General features: G+C 49.3%; 23 protein-coding genes. 15 read left to right on the plus strand and 8 right to left on the minus strand.

Annotated elements, in window-relative coordinates:
- Positions 1 to 1,137, minus strand: coding sequence for an N-acetylglucosamine-6-phosphate deacetylase (nagA, locus tag P4S53_RS14045; protein ID WP_337113125.1), 1,137 nt, complete (start codon positions 1,135 to 1,137; stop codon positions 1 to 3).
- A gap of 16 nt (positions 1,138 to 1,153) precedes the next feature.
- The gene (gene nagB / locus P4S53_RS14050; protein WP_337113126.1) at positions 1,154 to 1,954 is read right to left on the minus strand and encodes a glucosamine-6-phosphate deaminase; all 801 of its coding nucleotides are present in this window, start codon (positions 1,952 to 1,954) and stop codon (positions 1,154 to 1,156) included.
- 255 nt (positions 1,955 to 2,209) lie between these two features.
- Here nagB and nagE point away from each other — a divergent pair, with 255 nt between their 5' ends.
- A complete protein-coding gene (gene nagE, locus P4S53_RS14055) occupies positions 2,210 to 3,700 on the plus strand; it encodes an N-acetylglucosamine-specific PTS transporter subunit IIBC (RefSeq protein ID WP_337113127.1) in 1,491 nt (496 codons plus the stop codon).
- Positions 3,701 to 3,867: 167 nt separating this feature from the next.
- Positions 3,868 to 5,532, plus strand: a complete 1,665-nt coding sequence (gene glnS / locus P4S53_RS14060) for a glutamine--tRNA ligase (RefSeq protein ID WP_337113128.1) — start codon at positions 3,868 to 3,870, stop codon at positions 5,530 to 5,532.
- Positions 5,533 to 5,608: 76 nt separating this feature from the next.
- Here the strand turns inward: glnS and fur are convergent, their stop codons facing one another.
- Positions 5,609 to 6,058, minus strand: a complete 450-nt coding sequence (fur, locus tag P4S53_RS14065) for a ferric iron uptake transcriptional regulator (RefSeq protein WP_337113129.1) — start codon at positions 6,056 to 6,058, stop codon at positions 5,609 to 5,611.
- Between the two features lie 202 nt (positions 6,059 to 6,260).
- Here fur and P4S53_RS14070 point away from each other — a divergent pair, with 202 nt between their 5' ends.
- Entirely contained in the window at positions 6,261 to 6,776 is a 516-nt protein-coding gene (locus P4S53_RS14070; protein WP_337113130.1) for a DUF4442 domain-containing protein, read from the plus strand.
- A 43-nt stretch (positions 6,777 to 6,819) separates the two neighbouring features.
- On the opposite strand, the gene fldA is transcribed toward P4S53_RS14070, so the two are convergent.
- From fldA to P4S53_RS14085, 3 genes are all read right to left on the minus strand, one after another.
- The gene (fldA, locus tag P4S53_RS14075; RefSeq protein ID WP_192014839.1) at positions 6,820 to 7,347 is read right to left on the minus strand and encodes a flavodoxin FldA; all 528 of its coding nucleotides are present in this window, start codon (positions 7,345 to 7,347) and stop codon (positions 6,820 to 6,822) included.
- Between the two features lie 210 nt (positions 7,348 to 7,557).
- Complete coding sequence (locus P4S53_RS14080) at positions 7,558 to 7,779, minus strand: DUF2788 domain-containing protein (RefSeq protein ID WP_027252641.1); 222 nt, start codon at positions 7,777 to 7,779, stop codon at positions 7,558 to 7,560.
- Positions 7,780 to 7,844: 65 nt separating this feature from the next.
- Complete coding sequence (locus P4S53_RS14085; protein WP_337113131.1) at positions 7,845 to 8,624, minus strand: alpha/beta fold hydrolase; 780 nt, start codon at positions 8,622 to 8,624, stop codon at positions 7,845 to 7,847.
- A 101-nt stretch (positions 8,625 to 8,725) separates the two neighbouring features.
- Between P4S53_RS14085 and seqA the strand changes: the two genes are divergently transcribed.
- Positions 8,726 to 9,268 (plus strand): replication initiation negative regulator SeqA, encoded by a 543-nt coding sequence (gene seqA / locus P4S53_RS14090; RefSeq protein ID WP_337113132.1) that lies wholly within the window; start codon positions 8,726 to 8,728, stop codon positions 9,266 to 9,268.
- 41 nt (positions 9,269 to 9,309) lie between these two features.
- Positions 9,310 to 10,956, plus strand: coding sequence for a phosphoglucomutase (alpha-D-glucose-1,6-bisphosphate-dependent) (gene pgm, locus P4S53_RS14095; protein ID WP_337113133.1), 1,647 nt, complete (start codon positions 9,310 to 9,312; stop codon positions 10,954 to 10,956).
- A 71-nt stretch (positions 10,957 to 11,027) separates the two neighbouring features.
- On the opposite strand, the gene P4S53_RS14100 is transcribed toward pgm, so the two are convergent.
- Positions 11,028 to 11,861, minus strand: coding sequence for a DUF1853 family protein (locus tag P4S53_RS14100; protein WP_337113134.1), 834 nt, complete (start codon positions 11,859 to 11,861; stop codon positions 11,028 to 11,030).
- A gap of 125 nt (positions 11,862 to 11,986) precedes the next feature.
- On the opposite strand from P4S53_RS14100, the gene P4S53_RS14105 reads away from it, so the two are divergent.
- Positions 11,987 to 12,193: a DUF2517 family protein gene (locus tag P4S53_RS14105; RefSeq protein ID WP_337113135.1), complete on the plus strand. Its 207-nt coding sequence runs from the start codon at positions 11,987 to 11,989 to the stop codon at positions 12,191 to 12,193.
- A 165-nt stretch (positions 12,194 to 12,358) separates the two neighbouring features.
- The gene (locus tag P4S53_RS14110; protein ID WP_337113136.1) at positions 12,359 to 13,117 is read left to right on the plus strand and encodes a Nif3-like dinuclear metal center hexameric protein; all 759 of its coding nucleotides are present in this window, start codon (positions 12,359 to 12,361) and stop codon (positions 13,115 to 13,117) included.
- An 85-nt stretch (positions 13,118 to 13,202) separates the two neighbouring features.
- On the opposite strand, the gene P4S53_RS14115 is transcribed toward P4S53_RS14110, so the two are convergent.
- Positions 13,203 to 14,492: a citrate synthase gene (locus tag P4S53_RS14115; RefSeq protein ID WP_192014846.1), complete on the minus strand. Its 1,290-nt coding sequence runs from the start codon at positions 14,490 to 14,492 to the stop codon at positions 13,203 to 13,205.
- A gap of 417 nt (positions 14,493 to 14,909) precedes the next feature.
- Here P4S53_RS14115 and sdhC point away from each other — a divergent pair, with 417 nt between their 5' ends.
- From sdhC to sucD, 8 genes are all read left to right on the plus strand, one after another.
- Positions 14,910 to 15,290 carry a succinate dehydrogenase cytochrome b556 subunit gene (gene sdhC, locus P4S53_RS14120; protein WP_027252634.1) on the plus strand — a complete coding sequence of 127 codons (381 nt, stop codon included), beginning with the start codon at positions 14,910 to 14,912 and terminating at the stop codon, positions 15,288 to 15,290.
- Positions 15,284 to 15,631 carry a succinate dehydrogenase, hydrophobic membrane anchor protein gene (gene sdhD, locus P4S53_RS14125; RefSeq protein ID WP_027252633.1) on the plus strand — a complete coding sequence of 116 codons (348 nt, stop codon included), beginning with the start codon at positions 15,284 to 15,286 and terminating at the stop codon, positions 15,629 to 15,631. The genes sdhC and sdhD overlap by 7 nt, the downstream gene beginning before the upstream one ends.
- The gene (sdhA, locus tag P4S53_RS14130; RefSeq protein ID WP_161457130.1) at positions 15,632 to 17,398 is read left to right on the plus strand and encodes a succinate dehydrogenase flavoprotein subunit; all 1,767 of its coding nucleotides are present in this window, start codon (positions 15,632 to 15,634) and stop codon (positions 17,396 to 17,398) included.
- A 13-nt stretch (positions 17,399 to 17,411) separates the two neighbouring features.
- Positions 17,412 to 18,125 carry a succinate dehydrogenase iron-sulfur subunit gene (locus P4S53_RS14135; RefSeq protein ID WP_027252631.1) on the plus strand — a complete coding sequence of 238 codons (714 nt, stop codon included), beginning with the start codon at positions 17,412 to 17,414 and terminating at the stop codon, positions 18,123 to 18,125.
- Positions 18,126 to 18,225: 100 nt separating this feature from the next.
- Positions 18,226 to 21,039 (plus strand): 2-oxoglutarate dehydrogenase E1 component, encoded by a 2,814-nt coding sequence (gene sucA / locus P4S53_RS14140; protein ID WP_337113138.1) that lies wholly within the window; start codon positions 18,226 to 18,228, stop codon positions 21,037 to 21,039.
- A 32-nt stretch (positions 21,040 to 21,071) separates the two neighbouring features.
- Positions 21,072 to 22,283 carry a 2-oxoglutarate dehydrogenase complex dihydrolipoyllysine-residue succinyltransferase gene (odhB, locus tag P4S53_RS14145; RefSeq protein WP_337113139.1) on the plus strand — a complete coding sequence of 404 codons (1,212 nt, stop codon included), beginning with the start codon at positions 21,072 to 21,074 and terminating at the stop codon, positions 22,281 to 22,283.
- Positions 22,284 to 22,414: 131 nt separating this feature from the next.
- Positions 22,415 to 23,581, plus strand: a complete 1,167-nt coding sequence (gene sucC / locus P4S53_RS14150) for an ADP-forming succinate--CoA ligase subunit beta (protein WP_120510421.1) — start codon at positions 22,415 to 22,417, stop codon at positions 23,579 to 23,581.
- 2 nt (positions 23,582 to 23,583) lie between these two features.
- Entirely contained in the window at positions 23,584 to 24,456 is an 873-nt protein-coding gene (gene sucD, locus P4S53_RS14155) for a succinate--CoA ligase subunit alpha (protein ID WP_337113140.1), read from the plus strand.
- The last annotated feature ends 145 nt before the right edge of the window (positions 24,457 to 24,601 follow it).

The raw sequence follows: 24,601 nt of genomic DNA on the forward strand, positions 1-24,601 counted from the left end.
TTATGTTTGCTCGTATTTACCGTTAACCACTGTCGCCCGGACACGGAAATCACGATCAAAAATTGCCAGGTTAGCCACCATGCCTTTTTTGATAGCCCCCAGTGTCTTATCCATACCTATGGCACGGGCAGGGTACAGGGTGGCCATGCGAATCGCTTCGTCCAGGGCAATACCTACATGTTCAACACTGTTTTGAACAGCTTCAATCATCGTCAGGGCTGAACCGCCGAGTGTGCCATTTTCATCCACACACTTGCCATCGCGGTAATATACTTTCTTACCGACAAAAATAAAGTGATCTATGTCTGCTCCTGCCGGTGCTGTTGCATCCGTAACCAGAATTAATTTTTCCTTTTTAATTCTGTGGGCTATACGAATATTGGCATAGTCAACATGAAAGCCATCAGCGATGATGCCTGTGTATACCTCAGGGGTATCATAGATGGCGCCCACCATGCCAGGTTCACGGCCAGCAATGGGGGTCATGGCATTGAACAGGTGAGTGGCAAAGGTCACGCCGGCCGCAAATCCTTTGCGTGCTTCAGCATAGGTTGCATTGGTGTGTCCTGCGGACACCACAATACCTGCTTGTGCCAGACGCTCAATATGCTCTGCCGGAGTTTGCTCCGGCGCCAGAGTTACCTTAGTGATGATGTCTGCATTCTCGCAAAGCGTCGTGATCATGGCCTCATCTGAACGGCGGATATGCTCGACACTGTGGATGCCTTTTTTCATGACATTCAGGTACGGCCCTTCCAGGTGCAAACCCAGAGACTGGTTTTGGTAGTGCTTTTCGTAATCACGCGCTGCAGCTATCGCAGCTTTCATATCCTCATCAGAAGAGGTGATGAGCGTGGGCAAAAAACTCGTACAACCTGATTTCAGGTTTGCCAGATGCATGGTCTGTATGGTGTCAGCAGTGATTTCGTCATTAAACATCACTCCACCACAGCCATTTAACTGAAGGTCGATGAAGCCAGGAGTCAGGTTTGCTCCGTCAAGATCCTGAGTGGGCATATCAGCAGGTAGCTCTGCCTCAGGACATACAGCGTGAATGTTCACTCTGTCAATAATAACAGCGTGGTTATTCAGCACATCGCTACCTGTAAAAATGCGGCAGTTGGTCAGCGCGTACATGAACACTTCCTATCGGTTAAAGGTGTTTGATGTTTTCTGCTTCCAGTTCCTGGAAATAGCGAACGGTTTTCACTTTCAGTTCCTGTGTGGCAGGGGCATCGCAAACAATCAGTGACTTCGGATGCAATTGCAGCGCAGAGACAGTCCACAGATGGTTGACACAACCCTCTACAGCAGCTTCCAATGCCTGGGCTTTGTTATGGCCGGTCACCAGAATCATCACTTCTTCTGCGTCCAGCAGCGTACCAACTCCAATCGTCAGCGCGTATTTAGGCACTTGTGTGATATCACCATCAAAGAATCGGGAATTGGCGATACGGGTATCTTCGGTCAGGGTTTTGATGCGGGTACGGGAGGCCAGTGATGAAGCCGGTTCATTAAATGCAATGTGCCCGTCGTTGCCCACGCCACCCATAAACAGATGGATCTTGCCAAATGATTTAATCTTATCTTCATAACGCTTACATTCTGCCTGGTGATCGTCCGTGTTACCGTTCAGCAGATTGATATTTTCTTCCTGAATATCAATATGGTTAAAGAAGTTGTTAAACATGAAGCTGCGGTAGGACTCCGGATGGTCTGAAGAGAGACCCACGTACTCATCCATGTTGAATGTCACCACATGCTTGAAACTTACTTCGCCTGCATTATAAAGCTCGATCAGACGCTTGTAGGTGGTCAGAGGGGTACCGCCGGTAGGCAGACCGAGTACGAATGGACGGTCTGCGGTTGGTTTAAATTTGTTAATACGATCAACAATATAGCGTGCTGACCACAAACCAACTTCGTTCGCGTTGTTCAGTGGGATAAGTCTCACGGTAACACCTCGTTGCTAGAAAAGAATACTTGAGAATTTTAGCGGTATATCGCCTTTCTTTCGAATAATAAAATAAGTTTTATGACCGGGCTAGCAAAATCGCTCAAACCCGCCAAATGCTGGTGATTGGGATCACAAATGATAAGGTTTTAATTTGCGGGGCGAAATTAAAGGCATACACTGCAACTTACTTAATCGGGTAGCTAAAATAAGTTATCTCAACCGCATCTAAGATAACCATAGGGGGAACTAAGGGTGAATATTCTTGGATATTTTCAGAAAGTAGGTAAGGCTTTGATGGTGCCGGTCGCCACGTTGCCTGCCGCCGCAATACTCATGGGTATAGGTTACTGGATTGATCCGAACGGCTGGGGTGCCAACAGTGCACTGGCAGCTTTCCTGATCAAAGCCGGTGGCGCGATTATCGACAACATGGCTGTACTGTTTGCTATCGGTGTCGCGTACGGTATGTCAAAAGATAAAGACGGTGCAGCAGCGCTGTCAGGCTTCGTTTGCTTTCTTGTTGTCACCACACTTTGTTCTCCAGCGGCCGTAGCTCAAATTCAAGGCATTGATCCAAGCCTTGTGCCTGCAGCATTCGGCAAAATCAAAAACCAGTTCGTCGGTATTCTGGTCGGTATCATCTCGGCTGAGCTGTATAACCGCTACTCAACCGTTGAACTGCACAAGGCGCTGGCTTTCTTCAGCGGCAAACGTCTGGTGCCTATCCTGACATCCATTGCCGGTATCTTCCTGGCCTTTGTCCTGATGTATATCTGGCCTCACGTCTATGGCGGTCTGGTTCACTTCGGTGAAGGCATTCAGGGCCTGGGTGATGTAGGTGCGGGTTTGTACGCCTTCTTTAACCGTCTGTTAATTCCTGTGGGTCTGCACCACGCGCTGAACTCAGTCTTCTGGTTCGACGTAGCGGGCATTAACGATCTGCCAAACTTCCTGGGCGGCGCCAAGTCGATTGCTGACGGTGTAGCAGTCCCTGGTCAGACAGGTATCTACATGGGTGGCTTCTTCCCTATCATGATGTTCGGTCTGCCTGGTGCAGCACTGGCGATGTACCACACCGCGAAACCTGAGAACAAAGAGAAAGTCGCATCTATCATGATTGCCGCTGCTTTCGCTTCATTCTTCACCGGTGTGACTGAGCCGCTGGAATTTGCCTTCATGTTCCTGGCGCCAGCACTGTATGTGGTTCACGCCGTTCTGACCGGTATCTCTGTATACATCGCAGCCAGCATGCAGTGGATTTCCGGCTTCGGTTTCTCTGCTGGCTTGGTTGACATGGTACTGCAATCGAAGAACCCGCTGGCAACCCAGTGGTACATGCTGATTGTTCAGGGTCTGGTTTTCTTCGCGATTTACTATGCGATCTTCCGTTTCGCGATTGTGAAGTTCAACCTGAAAACACCGGGTCGTGAAGATGCTGATGCAGATGAAGTACTGGCTTCTGGTTCTCAGGAAACCGGTGAACTGGCAAAACAATATCTGAAAGCTCTGGGTGGTCACGGCAACCTGGAAAATATTGATGCCTGTATTACTCGTCTGCGCCTGACGCTGAAAGACAGCAGCCTTGCTGATGAGAAAACACTGAAAGCACTGGGTGCGATGGGTGTGGTGAAATTAGGCTCAAATAACCTGCAGGTGATTCTGGGTCCACTGGCTGAGATTGTTGCCGGTGAGATGAAGAAAATTCCAGCATCAGAAGACCTGTCTGCAGTCAAACTGCCATAATCGACAGTTAATCTGATAGCGAAAGATAACTGAAAGTGAGGCCGGCCCGTCAGGGTCGGCTTTTTTTGCCCTAATCATGATTCAATACACACTAATTGTTGAGTCATGACCTGTATTTGTGGATCATAACAGGTTCGAAGATCCTTTTAGCGCACGAGGTGTAATTGATGAGTGAATCTGAAGCTCGTCCAAGCAATTTTATCCGCCAGATCATTGATGCGGATTTAGCCAGTGGTAAGCACACCAGCGTCCACACACGTTTTCCGCCTGAGCCGAATGGTTACCTGCATATCGGCCATGCGAAGTCTATCTGCCTGAACTTTGGTATTGCTCAGGATTACCAGGGACAATGTAATCTGCGTTTTGATGACACAAACCCAGAAAAAGAAGACATCGAATACGTAGAGTCGATTAAGAAAGACGTAAACTGGCTGGGCTTTGAGTGGAGCGGTGAGATTTGTTACTCATCTAACTACTTCGATCAGCTGTATGCCTACGCTTTGGAACTGATCAACAAAGGTCTGGCGTATGTTGATGAACTCACACCAGAAGAAATGCGCGAGTATCGCGGTACGCTGACAGAGCCGGGTAAACCAAGTCCGTATCGTGACCGTCCTGTGGCCGAGAATCTGGCGCAGTTCGAGAAAATGAAAAATGGCGAAGTCGAAGAAGGCAAAATGTCGCTTCGGGCCAAGATTGATATGGCATCACCGTTTATGGTGATGCGTGATCCTGTGCTGTACCGCGTACGCTTTGCCACTCACCATCAGACAGGTGACAAGTGGTGCATCTATCCGATGTACGATTTCACTCACTGTATCTCTGATGCGCTGGAAGGCATTACGCACTCGCTGTGTACCCTGGAATTCCAGGATAACCGTCGTCTGTACGATTGGGTGCTGGATAACATCACGATTGACTGTCAGCCGCGTCAGTATGAATTCAGCCGCCTGAACCTGGAATATACAGTCATGTCCAAGCGCAAGCTGAACCAGTTGGTGACTGAACAGCTGGTTTCAGGCTGGGATGATCCTCGCATGCCGACAATTTCAGGCTTACGTCGTCGTGGCTTTACGGCGGCTTCCATTCGTGAGTTCTGTAAGCGTATTGGTGTCACCAAGCAGGACAATACCATTGAGATGAGCTCTCTGGAATCGTGTATCCGTGACGATTTGAACGAGAATGCACCTCGGGCCATGGCTGTTCTGGATCCGGTGAAAATCGTGATCGAAAACTTTGGCGATACGGAAATTCTCAAAGTGGGCAATCATCCGAATAAACCTGAAATGGGCGAGCGTGATGTGCCATTCAGCCGTGAGCTGTACATTGAGCGTGAAGATTTCCGTGAAGAAGGCAACAAGAAGTACAAGCGTTTAGTCTTGGGTAAAGAAGTGCGTTTACGCGGTGCGTATGTCATCAAAGCCGAGCGGGTTGAGAAAGATGCCGACGGTAAGATTACTACTATTTTCTGTACCTATGATGCCGATACACTGGGTAAAAACCCTGAAGATGGCCGTAAAGTGAAAGGCGTGATTCACTGGGTGTCAGCAGAACAGGCACTGCCTGCTGAAATTCGCCTGTATGATCGTTTGTTCACTGTACCTAACCCGGGTGCAGCAGATGACTTTGCATCGACGATTAACCCGGATTCACTGATCGTGATGAATGGTTTTGTTGAGCCGAGCCTGGCAGCAGCTGCTGCGCCTGAGCAAGCTTTCCAGTTTGAACGTATGGGTTATTTCTGTGCGGATAACAAAGATTCATCGGCTGAGCACTTAGTGTTCAACCGAACTGTGGGTCTGCGTGATTCGTGGGCAAAAATTGCAGACTGATAGACTCAGACGGTGATTGCAGCCTGAGATAAAAAAACCAGCCACTCGGCTGGTTTTTTTATCGATGTAAGCGTAATTATTTATTGTCGTTGTGCAGGCTTTCATCTTTATTACAATCACCGGCAGTGCAGTGACCGTACAGATAAAGGCTGTGGTTGGTCAGACGAATGTTGTAACGTTCGGCAACCTGCTTCTGACGATCTTCAATGATATCGTCAGAGAATTCAATAACTTTACCACAATCCAGACAAACCAGATGATCGTGGTGATGTTGGGTAGACAGTTCGAATACCGACTTACCACCTTCAAAATGGTGTCGGGTGACAATCCCGGCATCATCAAATTGGTTTAGCACTCGGTAAACAGTGGCCAAGCCGATCTCTTCACCAATATCGATCAGCTTTTTGTACAAATCTTCGGCACTGATATGTTGGCACTCAGGATCCTGAAGGACTTCCAAAATTTTCAGACGCGGAAGTGTGACTTTTAATCCTGCTTGTTTAAGTGCTTGGTTGTTATCTGACATTCGAGTTTCCTTTGGCTAGCCGTAACAGGAAAATGGAAGGTTACGGTAGTCTTTCTCATATCTGTTCATTATAAGTGACGACAGCACAACAATAAACCTTAATGCTTAACGGGTCTAGGAAAGTTGTGACTTTTATTCGCCTGATATAAATGTTAAAAAGGCATACTATGCTCATCGTACCAGATCATAAGGACGTGTAGGTGTGAATCAGTTCTATAAGCCCGGTATCGTAAAATTTGCGCTCAATATCTGGCCACCTTTCTGGGGGGCCGGCATTCGAATCCTGCACATCAGTGAAGATTTCCGGCATGTGGAAATTTGCCTGAAGTTGAGGTGGTGGAATAAGAATGCCAACAGGACTCAATATGGCGGCAGTATTTTTTCACTGACCGACCCAGTTTATGCCTTGATGCTGATGGGTATACTCGGGAAAGAGTATTTTGTCTGGGATAAACAGGCCGAAGTGAACTTTCTCAAGCCAGGTCAGACAGATCTGAAAGCGGTGTTCACTATCTCAGATCAGTGTATTGAAGATATAAAACGCTCCACTGCCGGCGGCGAGAAACATTTTCCTGAATTTGTCGTCAATGTTTCTGATAGCAAAGGTGAGGTGGTTGCCCAAGTGAAGCGTGTGCTTTATGTGCGCAAGAAACCACAGTACCGGAATGCGGAGCTTGAAGAAGGTGAAAACCGTTCGGGTGAGTGTGTCCGTGAGTAATAAAAAACGCGCCTCGGCGCGTTTTTAACAGCTAGCAGTAAGATCAGTCAGCCAATTCTGCCAGACACATTTCTTCGTAAATTTGCTTAACCCATTTCTCGACGCGCTCGTCAGTCAACTCAGGCTGACGGTCTTCATCGATACACAGGCCAACAAAATGTCCGTCGTCTACCAAAGCTTTTGATGCTTCAAACTCATAGCTTTCGGTTGGGAAATGGCCAACGATGATGGCGCCGCGGCCTTCAACGATGTCACGCACTGTGCCCATGGCGTCGCAGAAATATTCGGCGTAATCTTCCTGATCACCACAGCCAAAAATAGCGACCAGCTTGTTTTCGAAATCAATCCCTTCCAGCTCAGGGAAGAAATCGTCCCAATCGCACTGTGCTTCGCCGTAATACCAGGTCGGGATACCCAGCAGTAACAGGTCGAAATTTTCAATGTCTTCTTTGCTGCTCTTAGCAATGTCTTTGACTTCAACCAGATTTTTACCCAGTTGCTTTTGGATCATTTTAGCGACGGCTTCTGTGTTACCAGTGTCGCTACCAAAGAAGAGTCCTACACTCGCCATAGTAGAGATTACCCGTGTTTTAGTTGTTGACCGCCAGCGGACAGGCTGGCGATATACATAAATTGAACAGGCCGCCAGTTAATTCTAGCGCTGACTGTATGCCTGATAATAACATTTGTTGGTGACTGTGGCGTCAGTTAGGGGAGAAAAACCTTTATCATTAGGCTTCTCATTACGCTTTCTGAGCCAGGTGGCAGGCGCCAGCGGATATTATCCTATCCCCACGCCTTCCATAGTCATCTGAATCACACCTTTCGATATGAATCCAAAGCACCCTAAAAACAAGACCAGCCAGACGATTTTTCGACCAAATGGAGGCACATTGCCTTGCTTGAGGACATCTTTGATCGCCATACCAATGAAAAAGAAGATGGCCGCGAACAATAAATCAAGTCCGACTGATTCCAGCAGGTCCATGTGCTCGTATAACATCTGTTTCTCCTTCGCAAGATCAGACTTGCATCCGGCGCGCACTATAGCACAGAGAGTCGTGCGTGTTAATTGTTAGGCTGTGTATCCTTCTCTAAAAAACTGAGAATGATACGGTTTACCGTGTCGGGTTTCTCGGCATGAAGCCAGTGCCCGGTATTGGCAACCATGTGGGCCTTGGCGCGCGGGAACTGGCTGGCAATGTGTTCGCGGTGCTCAGCCAGAATGTATTCTGAATCCTGACCTTTAATGAACAAAGTGCGGCCAGGAAAGGGCGACACAGCTGACCAGCCCATGATGGTACTGTAGTTGCTAATGAGTGCATCGACATTGAACCGCCACAGGAAAGATTCTTGCTCTTTATACAGAGACTTGAGCAGGAACTGGCGCACACCGGGTTCCTCCACATGCTGCGATAAATACTGTTCTGCCTCTTTTCGGCTGGTGACCGTCTGGTTGCTGACCGCTTTAAGACCGGCGAACACATTTTGGTGACGATGGACCTGATAAGCCACAGGTGCCATGTCGAGCACAATCAGGTTTTCGATCCGCTCTCCAGCCAGTTCGGTCATGGCCATTGCCACTTTACCGCCCATGGAATGACCGATCACACTGAACGTTTGGATCTCGAGTTGATTGATCACATCAATCACATCTTGCGCCATGTCTGAATAAGTGAAGTGCTCACTATGCGGGGAGCGACCGTGGTTACGCAGATCAAGACTGATGACTTGATAGTGTTCCTTGAGTGTTCTTGCCAGCAGACCGAGGTTGTCCGCACTGCCGAATAAGCCATGAATAAGGACGACCGTCTGGCCTTGACCCTGGATTTGATAATGAAGATTCACTGACTATTTCTCTTGTTGTTAACGCTTTGCCGTAGAGTATACCTTCGCTTCACGTTATAATCTCACGGTGATTTTTTAACGGAACGATAATGAACACTACGATGAAAACTATTGAGGTAGACGAAGAGCTGTATCGTTATATTGCCAGCCAGACCCAGCACATTGGTGAAAGCGCGTCAGATATTCTGCGCCGTTTATTGCTGGAGGACGCCAATAGTCAACCTGTCATGCCAGCACGCCCTAAAGCTGCGCAAGGTATTGTGGTTAGCAAGGATGCAGGCAATTTGCCACAGTCGGAAGACAGGGTCAAAGCCATGCGCTCGCTGCTGATTTCTGATGAGTTTGCTGGTCAGGAAAGAGCCATTGGCCGCTTTATGCTGGTGCTGTCTACGCTCTATCGTATCGATCCTCAGGCTTTCACCGATGCGACGGCGATTAAAGGTCGAACCCGCATTTATTTTGCTGACAGCGAAGAAAAACTGTTGAACAGCGGCAAGACGACTAAACCGAAAGCCATTCCTGAAACGCCTTTTTGGGTGATCACCAATACCAATACCGACCGTAAACGTCAGATGATTGAACAGCTGATGCAAAAAATGCAGTTCACACAAGATATTGTAGAAAAAGTTTGCGGTGAAATTTAACTGTCGCTGATGCGGCTTTATTGACGTACAAGGATATGTTGATGGCGATCCATCCTCGTGCCGGGCAGCAAGCCCGGCAAGAAGACATGCATAACATTCCGGCTCTTGTGGCCAATTATTTTCTGATTGAACCCGATGCCTCCAATGTTGCCCAGCGTGTTGCGTTCGGCACCTCTGGCCATCGTGGCTGTGCCGATAAGGGAACCTTCAATCAACATCATATCTGGGCAATCGCTCAGGCTGTTGCTGATGTTCGCCGCGAGCAAGGTGTTACCGGACCTCTGTTTTTAGGGAAAGATACGCACGCCTTGTCTGAACCGGCGTTGCTTTCTGCTCTGCAAGTGCTGGTGGCCAATGACGTGAATGTGGTACTGCAGGCGGAGCAGGGTTACACACCCACGCCGGGTATTTCTCATGCCATTCTGACATTTAACCTCTGTCATGCTGAGAAGGCCGACGGCATTGTGATTACGCCTTCACATAATCCTCCGCAGGATGGTGGCATTAAATATAATCCGCCTCATGGTGGGCCGGCTGAAGGGGCCATTACCACAGCCATTGAAAACCGGGCCAACCAGTTGATTGCCGAAGGCTTAGCGTCAGTGAAGCGGGTGAGCGTTTCTGAGGCCTTGTCCAGTCACTTTGTGACGGAGCAGGATTTAGTCAAGCCCTATGTGGCTGATCTTGTAAATGTCATCGACATGGCTGCGATTCAAAAAGCTAAGCTGAAGCTGGCCGTCGATCCATTGGGCGGATCCGGGATTGCATACTGGCGCGAGATAGGGCGCCACTATAACCTGGACTTAACTCTGGTCGATGAGTCTGTGGATCCGGCGTTCCGCTTTATGAGCCTGGACAAAGACGGCGTGGTGCGGATGGATTGCTCGTCACCTTATGCCATGGCTGGCTTGCTGGCGCATAAAGACAGTTATGATCTGGCTTTTGGTAATGACCCTGATTTTGACCGCCACGGTATTGTGACGCCGGCCGGCCTGATGAATCCAAACCATTTCCTTGCGGTGTGCATCGACTATTTGTATCGTCATCGTCCTGAGTGGAATGACAAAGTAGCCGTGGGCAAAACACTGGTTTCCAGTGCGATCATTGACCGCGTTGTGGCTGATCTGGGACGTGAGCTGTGTGAAGTGCCTGTGGGTTTCAAGTGGTTTGTTGATGGCCTGTACAGTGGTGAGCTTGGCTTTGGCGGTGAAGAAAGTGCGGGTGCATCCTTTCTGCGAAAGGACGGTACACCCTGGTCAACCGATAAAGACGGTATTTTGCTCTGCCTGTTAGCGGCAGAAATCACTGCGGTGACAGGTATGAACCCGCAGCAGTATTACCAGACCTTAACCGAAAAGCATGGTGAGTGCCGTTACAGCCGATTGCAGGCTGTGGCAAACAGCGCACAAAAAGCCGTGTTGACCAAACTGTCTCCTGAAATGGTGCAGGCTGACACATTGGCTGGTGATACCATTACTGCCCGTCTGACCCATGCGCCAGGCAATGGTGCTGCAATCGGTGGGTTGAAAATTACCACTGAGAATGGTTGGTTTACGGCGCGACCTTCAGGTACTGAAGAGATTTACAAGATCTACTGTGAAAGCTTCAAAGGTGACGCACATCTTCGCCAGATAGAAGATGAAGCGCAGAAGATTGTCAGTGACGTCTTTTCAAACGCTGGTCTGTAAGCCGTATCCGTTTGACAACCCGTAGCCTTTGCTGCGGGTTTTTTATTGCTCATTATTTGGTCATTGAATCGTTACGGCGTCGACAGCCGATCATGCTGATGCCTGTCGCGGTTGTGTAGGGGCCAGTGGTCAGGAACAATGAACCAGACCTGATTATCTTCAGCAATACCTTGGGTCGGAACCGTGATAGCCGAAGGTACCATCAGCGCAGGCATTGATGAATAACAGGGTGGGGTTAACCAATCTCGCTTGGTGAGGATTTTTAACGATAATTCTTCAGCCTGACTCTGGAAACACCAAAGTCCTTTATTCACATCAGGATTGATGGGTAAGGCGGAACCTGATTCTTCATTCCGGAAGTGATCGAAAAGTCTCCCCTGTACAATCAGTCGCTGACAGGAAGGCTGACCCAGCGATTTGGCATACTGATCTTTGTAAGCCTGATGCTGAGTCATTGCCAACTGGTGCTGAACCATTTTGTTGATCTTATTATCCAGATTATCCGCTGAGTTTGGCCCCAGCCATCGCTGTTGATAGGCCAGATAAAATTTAATGGCCACTTCCCAGTGTTCTAATTGGCCAGACTGTTTATTGAACACCAGAAAATCAATGGCACCCAGCGTACGTTTTGCTTCGTGCAGCTGTATCTCTTCTCCGATAAGTTCAAAATCGGGGTGGTGGCTGATGAGCTGCTGCCACAGCCACTGGTAATAAAATCCGAGTCTTTGGTTGCCGTCGTAATGCGCATCTGCCGGGATGATTGCTTTTTCTCTGAACCTGCCCAACCACTCATCATTGATCTGATGGTCGACACCTTGTGTCAACACCGGCATCTCCAGCACATTGCGAAAATGCCTGATATTATCGTTGTGTTCTTTTGTTACATTTTCGTTGATATTATTCATAGAAATAAAGTCTTGATCTGCGTTTAACTTGTTTTTAACAACAAAATCTCAAATAAAAAGTAGTAAAATTTCAAAAATGCGCTAAAGTATAGAGGTATGACCAGTTGATTGCTCAGGAGGCTATCATGTTCACCCCTTTATCTGCTCAACAAATTATTGTGCGCCGGACCTGTGTTGTGATTGCAGGCGTACTGAGTTTTCCGGTGATGGTATTTATGCCTAGGTCTGTAAAATCACGTGTTTATAGTTATCTGCATAAAGTCTGGTTGAAAACCAGTACCAAGCCAGTTTGGTTGCAGCACTCTGAACAAGGTGCACAAGAGCTATATTGAATCAGCCGTCAATGAGTAGCTTACTGGTAACACAGATGAAATGCTGCCTTTGGCAGCATTTTTTGTCGCTATTTATTCGTTTAATGCTCCCGCTTTTTCGTTCCTGCTGGTTCTGTTGCGCCCGAGTTGGTTAAAATACCAGTAACAGCTCAAAAGGAAGCAAGCATGAACAACCTCAAACTTGAATCATTGTTAAACACATTACTGAGCCCGCACTTAATCAGAGATTACTGTCCGAATGGTCTGCAAGTCGAAGGCCGCAGCGAAGTTCAAAAAATTGTAACCGGTGTGACGGCTTGTCAGGCATTAATTGATCAAGCCATTGAAATGAAAGCCGATGCTTTGCTGGTCCATCACGGTTACTTTTGGAAAAATGAACCTTCGGAAATTCGCGGGATGAAATACCGGCGAATTAAAGCATTGATCGAAAATGGCATTAATCTCTATGCCTATCATTTGCCTTTGGATGTCCATCCGGAACTGGGAAATAATGCCCAGCTTGCTGATCAATTAGGCATAAAGCATTTGGGTGGGCTGGAGCCTGGCAATGCGCACCCTGTTGCGGTCTACGGAGAATTCCCAACGGCGCTTAGCGGCGAGCAACTCGCTGCCCGTATCGAGAAGGTGCTCCATCGCAAACCTTTACATATTGGCGAAGGCGGGCCTGCTCTGATCAAAACCGTGGGTTGGTGTACCGGCGGCGGTCAGGATTTTATCGATCTCGCTGTTGCGCAGGGACTGGATGCCTATATTACAGGTGAGGTGTCAGAGCGGACGGTCCATACGGCGCGAGAGCAGGGCATTCATTTCTTCAGTGCTGGGCATCATGCGACGGAGAGGTACGGTGTAGAAGCGCTGGGTGAGTGGCTGGCCGATGAGCATCATTTCGATGTCACTTTTGTGGATATTGATAATCCGGTGTAATCCGGTGAATCACCCGATCAAAAAAGGTTGAGCATCAGCTCAACCTTTTTATTCTTTATATCAGTAAGCTATAAATGACTCACAATCACTCACGTTCGTGAAGCGGTTGGAAATCGCGTTGCTGATGACCGGTATACAGCTGACGCGGACGACCGATACGGTTGTTTGGATCACTGTGCATTTCATTCCAGTGTGCGATCCAGCCGATAGTACGAGACATTGCAAAGATAACAGTAAACATAGAAATTGGGATACCAATCGCTTTCAGAATGATACCTGAGTAGAAGTCTACGTTCGGGTACAGTTTCTTCTCTACAAAGTACTCGTCAGACAGGGCAATACGTTCCAGCTCCATCGCAACATCCAGCAGTGGATCCTGGATTTTCAGCTCTTGCAGCACTTCGTGACACGCTTCACGCATCACGGTTGCACGTGGGTCATAGTTCTTGTACACACGGTGACCGAAGCCCATCAGACGGAACGGATCATCTTTGTCTTTGGCTCGTTCGATGAACTCTGGGATATTCTCCACGCTGCCAATCTCTTCAAGCATGCGCAGACAGGCTTCATTGGCACCACCGTGAGCAGGGCCCCAAAGCGAAGCGATACCAGCTGCAATACACGCAAACGGGTTAGCACCTGAAGAACCTGCCAGACGTACGGTAGAGGTAGACGCATTCTGCTCATGATCGGCGTGCAGGGTAAAGATTTTATCCATAGCACGAGCGACAACCGGGCTGACTTCATACTCTTCACATGGCGTTGCAAACATCATGTGCAGGAAGTTTTCAGCGTAATCCAGATCGTTACGAGGGTAGATGAACGGCTGACCAATAGAGTACTTGTAGCACATTGAAGCCAGAGTCGGCATTTTTGACAGCAGGCGGAATGCAGTGATTTCGCGGTGCTCGTCGTTATTGATGTCCAGTGAATCATGGTAGAAGGCTGCCAGTGCACCAACAACACCACACATGACTGCCATTGGGTGAGCATCGCGACGGAAACCGTGGAAAAAGCTTGCGATTTGCTCATGCACCATCGTATGGCGGGTTACAGTTTTGCGGAATTGCTCGTACTGGGCGCGGGTAGGAACTTCGCCGTACAGCAGAATGTAACAGACTTCTAAATAATCAGCGTTATTAGCTAATTGGTCGATTGGATAGCCACGGTGAAGCAGCACACCTTTCGCACCATCAATGAAAGTTATTTGAGATTCACATGATGCAGTAGCTAAGAAACCTGGGTCGAAAGTGAAGTAGCCAGATGCGCCGAGTTTACGAACATCCAGTACTTCTGGACCTAGTGAGCCCCCGAGAATCGGCAGTTCGACCGGTGCTTTCCCTTCAATGTGAAGAGTAGCTTTCTTGTCTGCCATAACAATCTCCTTTGTTATTTTATAATCCTAATCCGAAATCGGATGTGCCGTCTTTGTACAGCTCGGTCATGTTGTTGTCAATTCCTCTTATCGGGAGTGTGCGCTTGTTAATAACTTTAAGTAAAAGCGGGTCAATATCTCAAACCGTGTTAGAGGTCATGTAACGGGGTTTGTAATTGATTGTTGCGAGGCGTATACTCGGCCGCAGGTCTCTGGTTCTGCCATCGCCAGAAACAATGATAAAGTTATTAGTAATATTAGCGACTTAGCTGAAACGACTTTTGCTTTGCTGTACATACACTTGTGCTATGTAAATGTAGCATAGTTGTTGTGCCTTTGTTGCGCTTGTTTTGGCGTACGCATACCGGAGGTTTTATAAAAATAAAACGCTTCTATGGAGCTGAGTGGGCAAAGACCGTGAAAGTTAACAAGCCAAGACCTGTCAACCTCGACCTACAGACGATACGCTTTCCGCTGACTGCGATTTCGTCAATCCTGCACCGTGTATCGGGCGTGATCACATTTGTTTCCCTTGCCATCCTGCTGTGGCTACTGAACCTGTCTCTTTCCTCTCCCCAAGGATTTGCTGAAGCCGCTGACATCGTTGACAGCTTCTTTGTCAAATTTATCCTCTGGGGTGTGCTGACAGCACTCTTCTATCACATTGTTTTGGGTATCCGTCACCTGATCATGGATATGGGATACTTTGAAGAGCTGGAATCTGGCACCACAAGTGCGAAAATCAGTTTTGCAATTGTGGCGGTTCTGTCTGTGTTTGCAGGAGGCCTGGTATGGTAAGCAATGTTTCATCCATTGGACGTAATGGTGTTCACGACTTTATTCTGATTCGTGCAACCGCAATTATCCTCACTCTTTATACCATTTATATGGTGTGCTTTTTCGCTTTTGGCCCTGAGCTGAATTTTGAAACCTGGACAGCGTTCTTTTCAAAACTAAGCACCAAAGTCTTTACTATGCTGGCGTTGGCCTCCGTTCTGATTCACGGTTGGATCGGCATGTGGCAGGTACTGACTGACTACATTAAACCTGCCTTTTTACGTGCAGGTCTGATGTTTGCAATTGTTGCTGTGCTTTTTGTTTATCTGTTATCTGGTTTCTTTATTGTGTGGGGTGCGTAAGTGAGCATTGCAGTTCGAGAGTTTGATGCCGTAGTAATCGGCGCTGGTGGTGCAGGTATGCGTGCTGCACTACAAATTTCTGAGCAGGGCCTGAAATGTGCTTTGCTGTCTAAAGTGTTCCCTACCCGTTCTCACACCGTATCTGCGCAGGGTGGTATCACAGTTGCGTTAGGTAACTCGCATCCGGATAACTGGGAATGGCACATGTACGACACGGTAAAAGGGTCGGACTATATCGGTGACCAGAATGCCATCGAATACATGTGTAAAAATGGCCCGCAGTCAGTCATTGAACTTGAAAAAATGGGTCTGCCTTTTTCCCGTTTTGATAATGGTCGTATTTACCAGCGTCCGTTTGGTGGCCAGTCGAAAGAGTTCGGTGGCGAGCAGGCCGCACGTACAGCCGCAGCGGCAGACCGTACCGGTCACGCCTTGCTGCACACTCTGTACCAGCAAAATGTGAAGCATAAGACGACGATTTTCTCCGAGTGGTATGCGCTGGATCTGGTGAAAAACCAGGACGGAGCCATTCTGGGCTGTACCGCGCTGTGCATGGAAACCGGTGAAGTCTGTTACTTCAAATCCAAAGCCACAATCCTGGCAACCGGTGGTGCCGGCCGCATCTATCAGTCAACCACGAACGCACACATTAATACCGGTGACGGTGTCGGTATGGCACTGCGTGCGGGTGTGCCCATGCAGGATATCGAAATGTGGCAGTTCCACCCAACCGGTATTGCCGGTGCTGGTGTACTGGTTACTGAAGGTTGTCGTGGCGAAGGTGGTTACCTGCTGAATAAAGACGGTGAGCGTTTCATGGAACGTTATGCACCGAACGCGAAAGACCTGGCGGGCCGCGACGTTGTTGCCCGTTCGATGATGGTAGAAATCCGTGAAGGCCGCGGTTGCGATGGCCCATGGGGACCACACATTAAACTGAAACTGGATCACCTGGGTAAAGATGTTCTCGAGTCTCGTTTGCCGGGTATCCTGGAACTGTCTCGCACCTTCGCACACGTCGATCCGGTGAAAGAGCCGATTCCTGTGATTCCAACCTGTCACTACATGATGGGCGGTGTGCCGACTCAGGTTTCCGGACAAGCGATTAAGCAAAACGCAAATGGCCAGGACGAAGAAGTTCAGGGTCTGTTTGCCTGTGGTGAAATTGCTTCAGTTTCTGTCCATGGTGCGAACCGCCTGGGCGGCAACTCCCTGCTTGACCTGGTTGTATTTGGTCGTGCGACCGGCTTGCATCTGGGTGAAACCTTAGCGGCTCAGGCAGAAGCGCGTCCGGCAACAGAATCAGACATTGAAGCTTCTCTGACGCGTCTGAACCGTTGGAACAGCACGCAAAAAGGCGAAGATCCGGTACAAATCCGTAAAGATCTGCAATCTTGCATGCAAAACAACTTCTCGGTATTCCGTGAAGGCGAAGCCATGGCTGAAGGTTTGAGCCAGCTGAAAGAAATTCGCGAGCGATTGAAAGAAGCACGTCTGGATGATACCTCCAGCGAATTCAACACCCAGCGTATCGAGTGTCTGGAACTGGATAACCTGATGGAAACCGCCTATGCGACGGCAGTAGCGGCGAACTACCGCACAGAAAGCCGTGGTGCTCACGCCCGTTTCGACTTCCCAGAGCGTGATGATGAAAACTGGCTGTGCCATTCTATTTACAACCCGGAGACAGAGCAGATGTCTAAGCGTGATGTAAATATGACACCCGTACATCGTGACGCATTCCCGCCTAAAGCGCGGACTTACTAAGGGAGGTAACAACATGAAACTGAATTTTTCGATTTACCGTTATAACCCTGATGTAGATAACGCGCCGCACATGAAAGGGTATACGCTGGAAGTGCCGGAAGGCTCCGACATGATGGTTCTGGATGCCCTGATTTTGCTGAAAGAGCAGGATCCGTCGCTGTCTTTCCGCCGTTCATGCCGTGAGGGTGTTTGCGGTTCTGATGGTATCAACATGAATGGTAAGAACGGCCTGGCCTGTATTACTCCATTATCAGCGTTGATGAATCAGAAAACGATTGTGATTCGTCCGTTGCCGGGTTTGCCTGTCATTCGAGACCTGATCATTGATATGGAGCAGTTCTACACCAACTATGCCAAGGTGAAGCCGTTCCTGATCAATGACAGCGAGCACCCGCCTGCGCGGGAAAACCTGCAGTCTCCGGAAGAGCGTGCGCATCTTGATGGTCTGTACGAGTGCATTATGTGTGCCTGTTGCTCGACCTCATGTCCGTCATTCTGGTGGAATCCGGACAAGTTTATCGGTCCTGCGGGCCTGCTGGCGGCGTACCGTTGGCTAATCGACAGCCGTGACACAGCAACGGAAGAGCGTTTGTCTGATCTTGATGACGCGTTCAGCGTGTTCCGTTGCCACAGCATCATGAACTGTGTCAGCGTTTGTCCAAAAGGGCTCAACCCGACGAAAGCGATCGGCAATATCCGATCTATGTTGCTTAAACGTTCGGTGTAAATCTATAGAATTATCGATATGCCAGCAGAGCAATTTGCTGGCTTTTTAGCCCGGCGTAACAACCGGTGCAAGTGGCGATAACAAGTGGTTAAGGGAAAAAATGCAGAACGGCGTTATGAAGGCTTGGCTTGAGTCTTCACATCTGGCTGGCGCCAACGCAACTTACGTAGAAGACCTCTACGAGTTGTATCTAAGCGACCCAGAATTAGTTGACGAAGAATGGCGTCACGTTTTTAGTGAACTGCCTGTTGTGAATGGTGTTGCCGTTGAGCAGCCGCATTCGCGTGTTCGTGATTACTTCCGGCGTTTAGCGAAAGAGACGACCTTTTTAAGTGCTAACGTCAGCGATCCTGATGTTGATGCCAAACAGGTTAAGGTACTGCAGCTTATCAATGCATACCGTTTCCGTGGTCATCAGCATGCAAACCTGGACCCGCTGGGATTATGGCAGCAGGAACGTGTTCCGGACTTGGATCCTGCGTTTCATAATCTCACTGCGGAAGATTTTGACCAAAGCTTCAATGTCGGTTCCTTTGCCGTAGGCAAAGAGACAATGAAGCTTTCTGAGATCTATGAGGCATTGAAAAACACCTATTGTGGCTCAATTGGTGCTGAGTACATGCACATTACTGATACCGAAGAAAAGCGCTGGATTCAGCAGCGTCTGGAATCAGTCGTCGGTAAAGGCGCGTTTACTCAGGAAGAAAAGCAGACGTTTTTGGATGAACTGACTGCAGCGGAAGGTCTGGAACGTTATCTGGGGGCGAAATTCCCTGGGGCAAAACGTTTCTCACTGGAAGGCGGTGATGCGCTTATCCCGATGATGAAAGAGCTGATTCGTGCAGCCGGAAAAAGCGGTGTTCGGGAAGTTGTGGTGGGAATGGCTCACCGGGGTCGTCTGAACATGCTGGTAAACGTTCTGGGTAAAAAGCCTCAGGACTTGTTCGATGAATTTGCCGGTAAGCATGGCGAATCATGGGGAACCGGTGATGTGAAATACCACCAGGGCTTCTCTGCTGATTTCGCAACACCAGGCGGTGATGTGCATCTGGCCCTTGCCTTTAACCCCTCTCACCTTGAAATCGTGAACCCGGTTGTTGTCGGCTCTGTTCGTGCGCGTCAGGATCGTTTGGGTGACAAAGACGGTTCCATGGTACTGCCAATCACGATTCACGGTGACTCAGCAATCGCGGGTCAGGGTGTCGTGGCTGAAACCTTCAACATGTCCCAGTCCCGGGGCTACCGCGTTGGTGGTACGGTACGCATTGTGGTGAACAACCAGATTGGTTTCACGACATCAAATCCGATGGATACCCGTTCTACGCAGTACTGTACTGATATCGCTAAGATGGTGCAGTCGCCGATATTCCACGTCAATGCCGATGATCCGGAAGCCGTTGCTTTTGTGACGCGTCTTGCGCTGGATTACCGCAATGAATTTAAGCGTGATGTGGTGATTGATCTGGTCTGTTACCGCCGTCATGGTCACAACGAAGCGGATGAGCCGAATGCGACTCAGCCACTGATGTACCAAAAGATCAAAAAACACCCAACGCCACGCAAGATTTACGCAGATATTCTGGTTGACGAGAAGAGCATAGACGCTGAAACAGCGACTGTACTTGTCAATGAATACCGTGATGCGCTTGACCGCGGCGAATGCGTGGTCAAAGAGTGGCGTCCGATGAAACTGCACTCAGTGGATTGGGCGCCGTATCTGGGCCATGACTGGACCAAAGAGTGGGATCATAAAGTGGGCCGTCAGCGCCTGCATGAACTGGGTCAGCGCGTTTGTCAGTATCCTGAAAGCCACAAACTGCAAAGTCGTGTACAGAAGCTGTATAACGATCGCCAGTCTATGGTCGCCGGTGAGAAAGGTGTCGACTGGGGTATGGCCGAAACGCTGGCCTACGCAACGCTGGTTGACGATGGTCACCGCATCCGTATTACAGGTCAGGATTCCGGACGGGGTACTTTCTTCCATCGTCATGCGGTGCTGCATAACCAAGCGGATGCCAGCACTTACATGCCACTGGCTAACCTTCATGACAAACAAGGCCCGTTCCAGGTCTTCGACTCTGTGCTGTCAGAAGAAGCCGTATTGGCCTTTGAATATGGCTATGCCACGGCAGAGCCGGGTGGCCTGACAATCTGGGAAGCTCAGTTTGGTGATTTTGCAAACGGTGCTCAGGTTGTGATTGACCAGTTCATCAGTTCTGGTGAGCAGAAGTGGGGCCGTATGTGCGGTCTGACAATGTTGCTGCCGCACGGTTATGAAGGCCAGGGTCCGGAGCACTCCTCTGCGCGTCTGGAACGTTATCTGCAGCTGTGTGCTGAACAAAACATGCAGGTTGTGATTCCTTCAACGCCGGCTCAGGTTTACCACATGATTCGTCGTCAGGTGCTGCGCCCGATGCGCCGTCCTCTGATTGTGATGTCGCCTAAATCACTCCTGCGTCATCCGCTGTGTACTTCCACGATGGACGACCTGGCTGAAGGTAATTTCCTGCCTGCAATCGGTGAGATTGATGCGCTGGATCCGAAACAAGTGAAACGTGTTGTACTGTGTTCAGGTAAGGTGTATTACGATCTGCTGGAACAACGTCGCAAGCGTGAGCAGACGGATGTCGCCATTATCCGAATTGAACAGCTGTACCCATTCCCGAAAGAGGATGTGGAAGCTGCACTGGCTGATTATCAGCATGTGACTGACTTCGCATGGTGCCAGGAAGAGCCGCAAAACCAGGGTGCCTGGTACAGCAGCCAGCATAATTTCCGTGCTGCATTGCCTGCAGGCGCACAACTAGCCTATGCCGGCCGCCCAGCGTCAGCTTCCCCTGCCGTTGGTTATATGTCAGTACACTTGAAACAACAGAAAGCGTTGATTGATGACGCGTTGAACACAGAACAATAAACCCAGAGCTGGAACAAAAAGGACAAACTGAGATGACAATCGAAATTCTGGTTCCCGATTTACCTGAATCAGTAGCAGACGCCACCGTAGCCACCTGGCACAAGAAACCAGGTGATGCAGTAAGCCGTGATGAAGTTCTGGTAGATATCGAAACGGATAAAGTAGTGCTGGAAGTACCTGCACCTGAAGACGGTATTCTTGAAGCCATTTTCGAAGAAGAAGGTACCACAGTGCTGACCAAGCAGCTGCTGGGTAAAATCAAAGCAGGCGCTGTTGCCGGCGAACCCACCAAAGATAAGACGGCTAGTGCGGAAGCGTCACCGACAAAACGTACGACTGCTTCTTTGGCTGAAGAGACCAATGATGCGCTGAGCCCGGCGGTACGTCGTCTGATCAGCGAGCACGGTATTGATGCATCGGCTGTGAAAGGCAGTGGTGTCGGTGGCCGTATCACTCGCGAAGACGTAGAAGCGTTCGTGAAAAATGGCAAGTCTGCATCCGCAGCGCCCGTTGCTGAAGCGAAAGTGGAAGCCCCTCTGGCTCATCGCAGTGAAAAGCGTGTCCCGATGACACGTCTGCGTAAGCGTATTGCAGAGCGTCTGCTGGAAGCGAAGAACAGCACAGCGATGCTGACGACCTTCAACGAAGTGAACATGAAGCCAATCATGGACTTGCGTAAGCAGTACCAAGGCATCTTTGAAGAGCGCCATGGTATTCGTCTGGGCTTTATGTCTTTCTATGTCAAAGCGGTTGTTGAAGCACTGAAACGCTTCCCGGAAGTGAATGCGTCTATTGACGGTGATGATGTTGTTTACCACAACTTCTTCGATGTCAGCATTGCTGTGTCTACACCGCGTGGTCTGGTCACCCCGGTACTGCGTGACTGCGACAAGCTGAGCCTGGCTGAAATCGAAAAAGGTATCCGTGAGCTGGCAATCAAAGGCCGTGACGGTAAGCTGACCGTTGATGAACTGACTGGTGGTAACTTCACGATCACGAACGGTGGTGTATTCGGCTCGCTGATGTCGACGCCAATTATCAACCCGCCACAGGGTGCGATTCTGGGTATGCATAAAATCCAGGACCGTCCAATGGCCGTTGATGGCAAGGTTGAAATCTTGCCTATGATGTACCTGGCGCTGTCTTATGACCACCGTCTGATTGATGGTAAAGAGTCGGTCGGCTACCTGGTCACCGTGAAAGAGTTGCTTGAAGACCCAACACGTCTGCTTCTGGACGTGTAACACTGCGCATAACGATCCGCCACTGTTCTGAGGTGGCGGTTGTTGAGCCAGATTGATTGACGAAGGAATACCCAAGAGTATTTCAATGGATATAACACGTCCCACAGGGATTAGAGAACGGATAGAACATAATGAATCTGCACGAATATCAGGCAAAACAACTTTTTGCTGAGTATGGCCTGCCAGTTCCTGAAGGCTATGCTTGTGATACCCCACAAGAAGCTGCGGAAGCAGCAAGTAAAATCGGTGGTGACAAGTGGGTCATCAAATGTCAGGTTCACGCTGGTGGCCGCGGTAAAGCGGGCGGCGTAGAACTGCATGACACCAAAGAAGGCCTGAAAGAGTTTGCACAAAAGTGGCTGGGTAAAAACCTGGTGACTTATCAGACAGATGCAAACGGCCAGCCGGTAACCAAAATTCTGGTTGAAGAAGCCTCTAACATTGCAAACGAACTGTACCTGGGTGCTGTTGTCGACCGTGGTACTCGCCGTATCGTTTTCATGGCATCGACTGAAGGTGGTGTGGAAATCGAGAAAGTTGCCGAAGAAACCCCAGAGCTGATCCACAAAGCGGCGATCGATCCACTGGTTGGCCCACAGGCTTATCAGGGCCGTGAACTGGCATTTAAACTGGGCCTGAAAGGTGACCAGATTAAGCAGTTCGTGAAAATCTTCATGGGTCTGGGCCAGATGTTTGCTCAGTATGACCTGGCTCTGCTTGAAATTAACCCGCTGGTGATCACTGGTGAAGGCAACCTGCTGTGCCTGGACGGTAAAATCAACATCGATTCAAACGCCATGTACCGCCAGCCAAAACTGCGTGATATGCACGATGCTTCTCAGGAAGATGCACGCGAAGCGCACGCAGCGCAATGGGAGCTGAACTATGTTGCTCTCGACGGTAACGTTGGCTGTATGGTAAACGGTGCGGGTCTGGCCATGGGGACCATGGACATTGTCAACCTGCACGGCGGCAAGCCGGCAAACTTCCTGGATGTTGGTGGCGGTGCGACCAAAGAGCGCGTTGCAGAAGCATTCAAGATCATCCTGTCTGACGACAATGTGAAAGCCGTCCTGGTGAACATCTTCGGTGGTATCGTTCGTTGTGACATGATCGCCGAAGGTATCATCGGCGCGGTGAAAGAAGTTGGCGTGACGGTACCGGTTGTGGTTCGTCTGGAAGGTACGAACGCTGATCTGGGTCGCGAAGTACTGGCCAAGTCAGGTCTGGATATCATTGCAGCTGAGTCGCTAACCGACGCAGCTCAGAAAGTTGTTGCTGCTGCGGAGGGCAAATAAGAATGTCTGTACTAATTAATAAAGACACTAAAGTCATCTGCCAGGGTTTCACTGGCGGTCAGGGTACATTCCACTCTGAGCAGGCCATTGCATACGGGACGCAAATGGTTGGCGGTGTGTCACCAGGTAAAGGCGGCACAACACACCTGGATTTGCCAGTGTTCAACACTGTGCGCGAAGCTGTAGAAGCAACAGGTGCAACAGCGTCTGTTATCTATGTACCGGCACCATTTTGTAAAGATGCCATTCTGGAAGCGATTGATGCCGGTATCAAGCTGATCGTGACCATTACAGAAGGGATCCCTACAACAGATATGATCGACGTGAAAGTGAAGCTGGAAGAAACCGGCGTTCGCATGATTGGTCCTAACTGCCCGGGTGTGATCACGCCTGACGAATGTAAGATCGGCATCATGCCGGGTCATATTCACAAGAAAGGTAAAGTGGGTATTGTTTCACGTTCAGGTACACTGACTTATGAAGCCGTAAAACAAACCACAGATGAAGGTTTCGGCCAGTCGACTTGTGTTGGTATTGGTGGTGACCCGATTCCAGGATCAAACTTCATTGATATCCTGAAGCTGTTCCAGGAAGACCCTGAAACAGAAGCAATCGTGATGATTGGTGAAATCGGTGGTACTGCGGAAGAAGAAGCTGCAGCATTCATTAAAGAGAATGTCACCAAACCGGTTGTTTCTTATATTGCAGGTGTGACTGCTCCTCCGGGTAAGCGTATGGGCCATGCCGGTGCGATTATTTCTGGTGGTAAAGGTACTGCGGAAGATAAGTTCGCAGCACTGGAATCTGCGGGCGTGAAAACCGTGAAAAGCCTGGCAGATATCGGTAAAGCACTGCGAGAAGTCACTGGCTGGTAATCGTTAAGCCAGAGCAGGACTGAAACAAGAAGCCCGTCATTTGACGGGCTTCTTTTGATCTGGGCTTGGCTCGTGTATTGGTTTGAGCTGAGAAATCGGATGTGCATGGCGCAAGTGAGACATATAAAAAAAGCCCGGCATGACT

Origin of the sequence: Photobacterium sp. Hal280 (genome assembly GCF_037162255.1) — a bacterium.
Taxonomy (GTDB): domain Bacteria; phylum Pseudomonadota; class Gammaproteobacteria; order Enterobacterales; family Vibrionaceae; genus Photobacterium.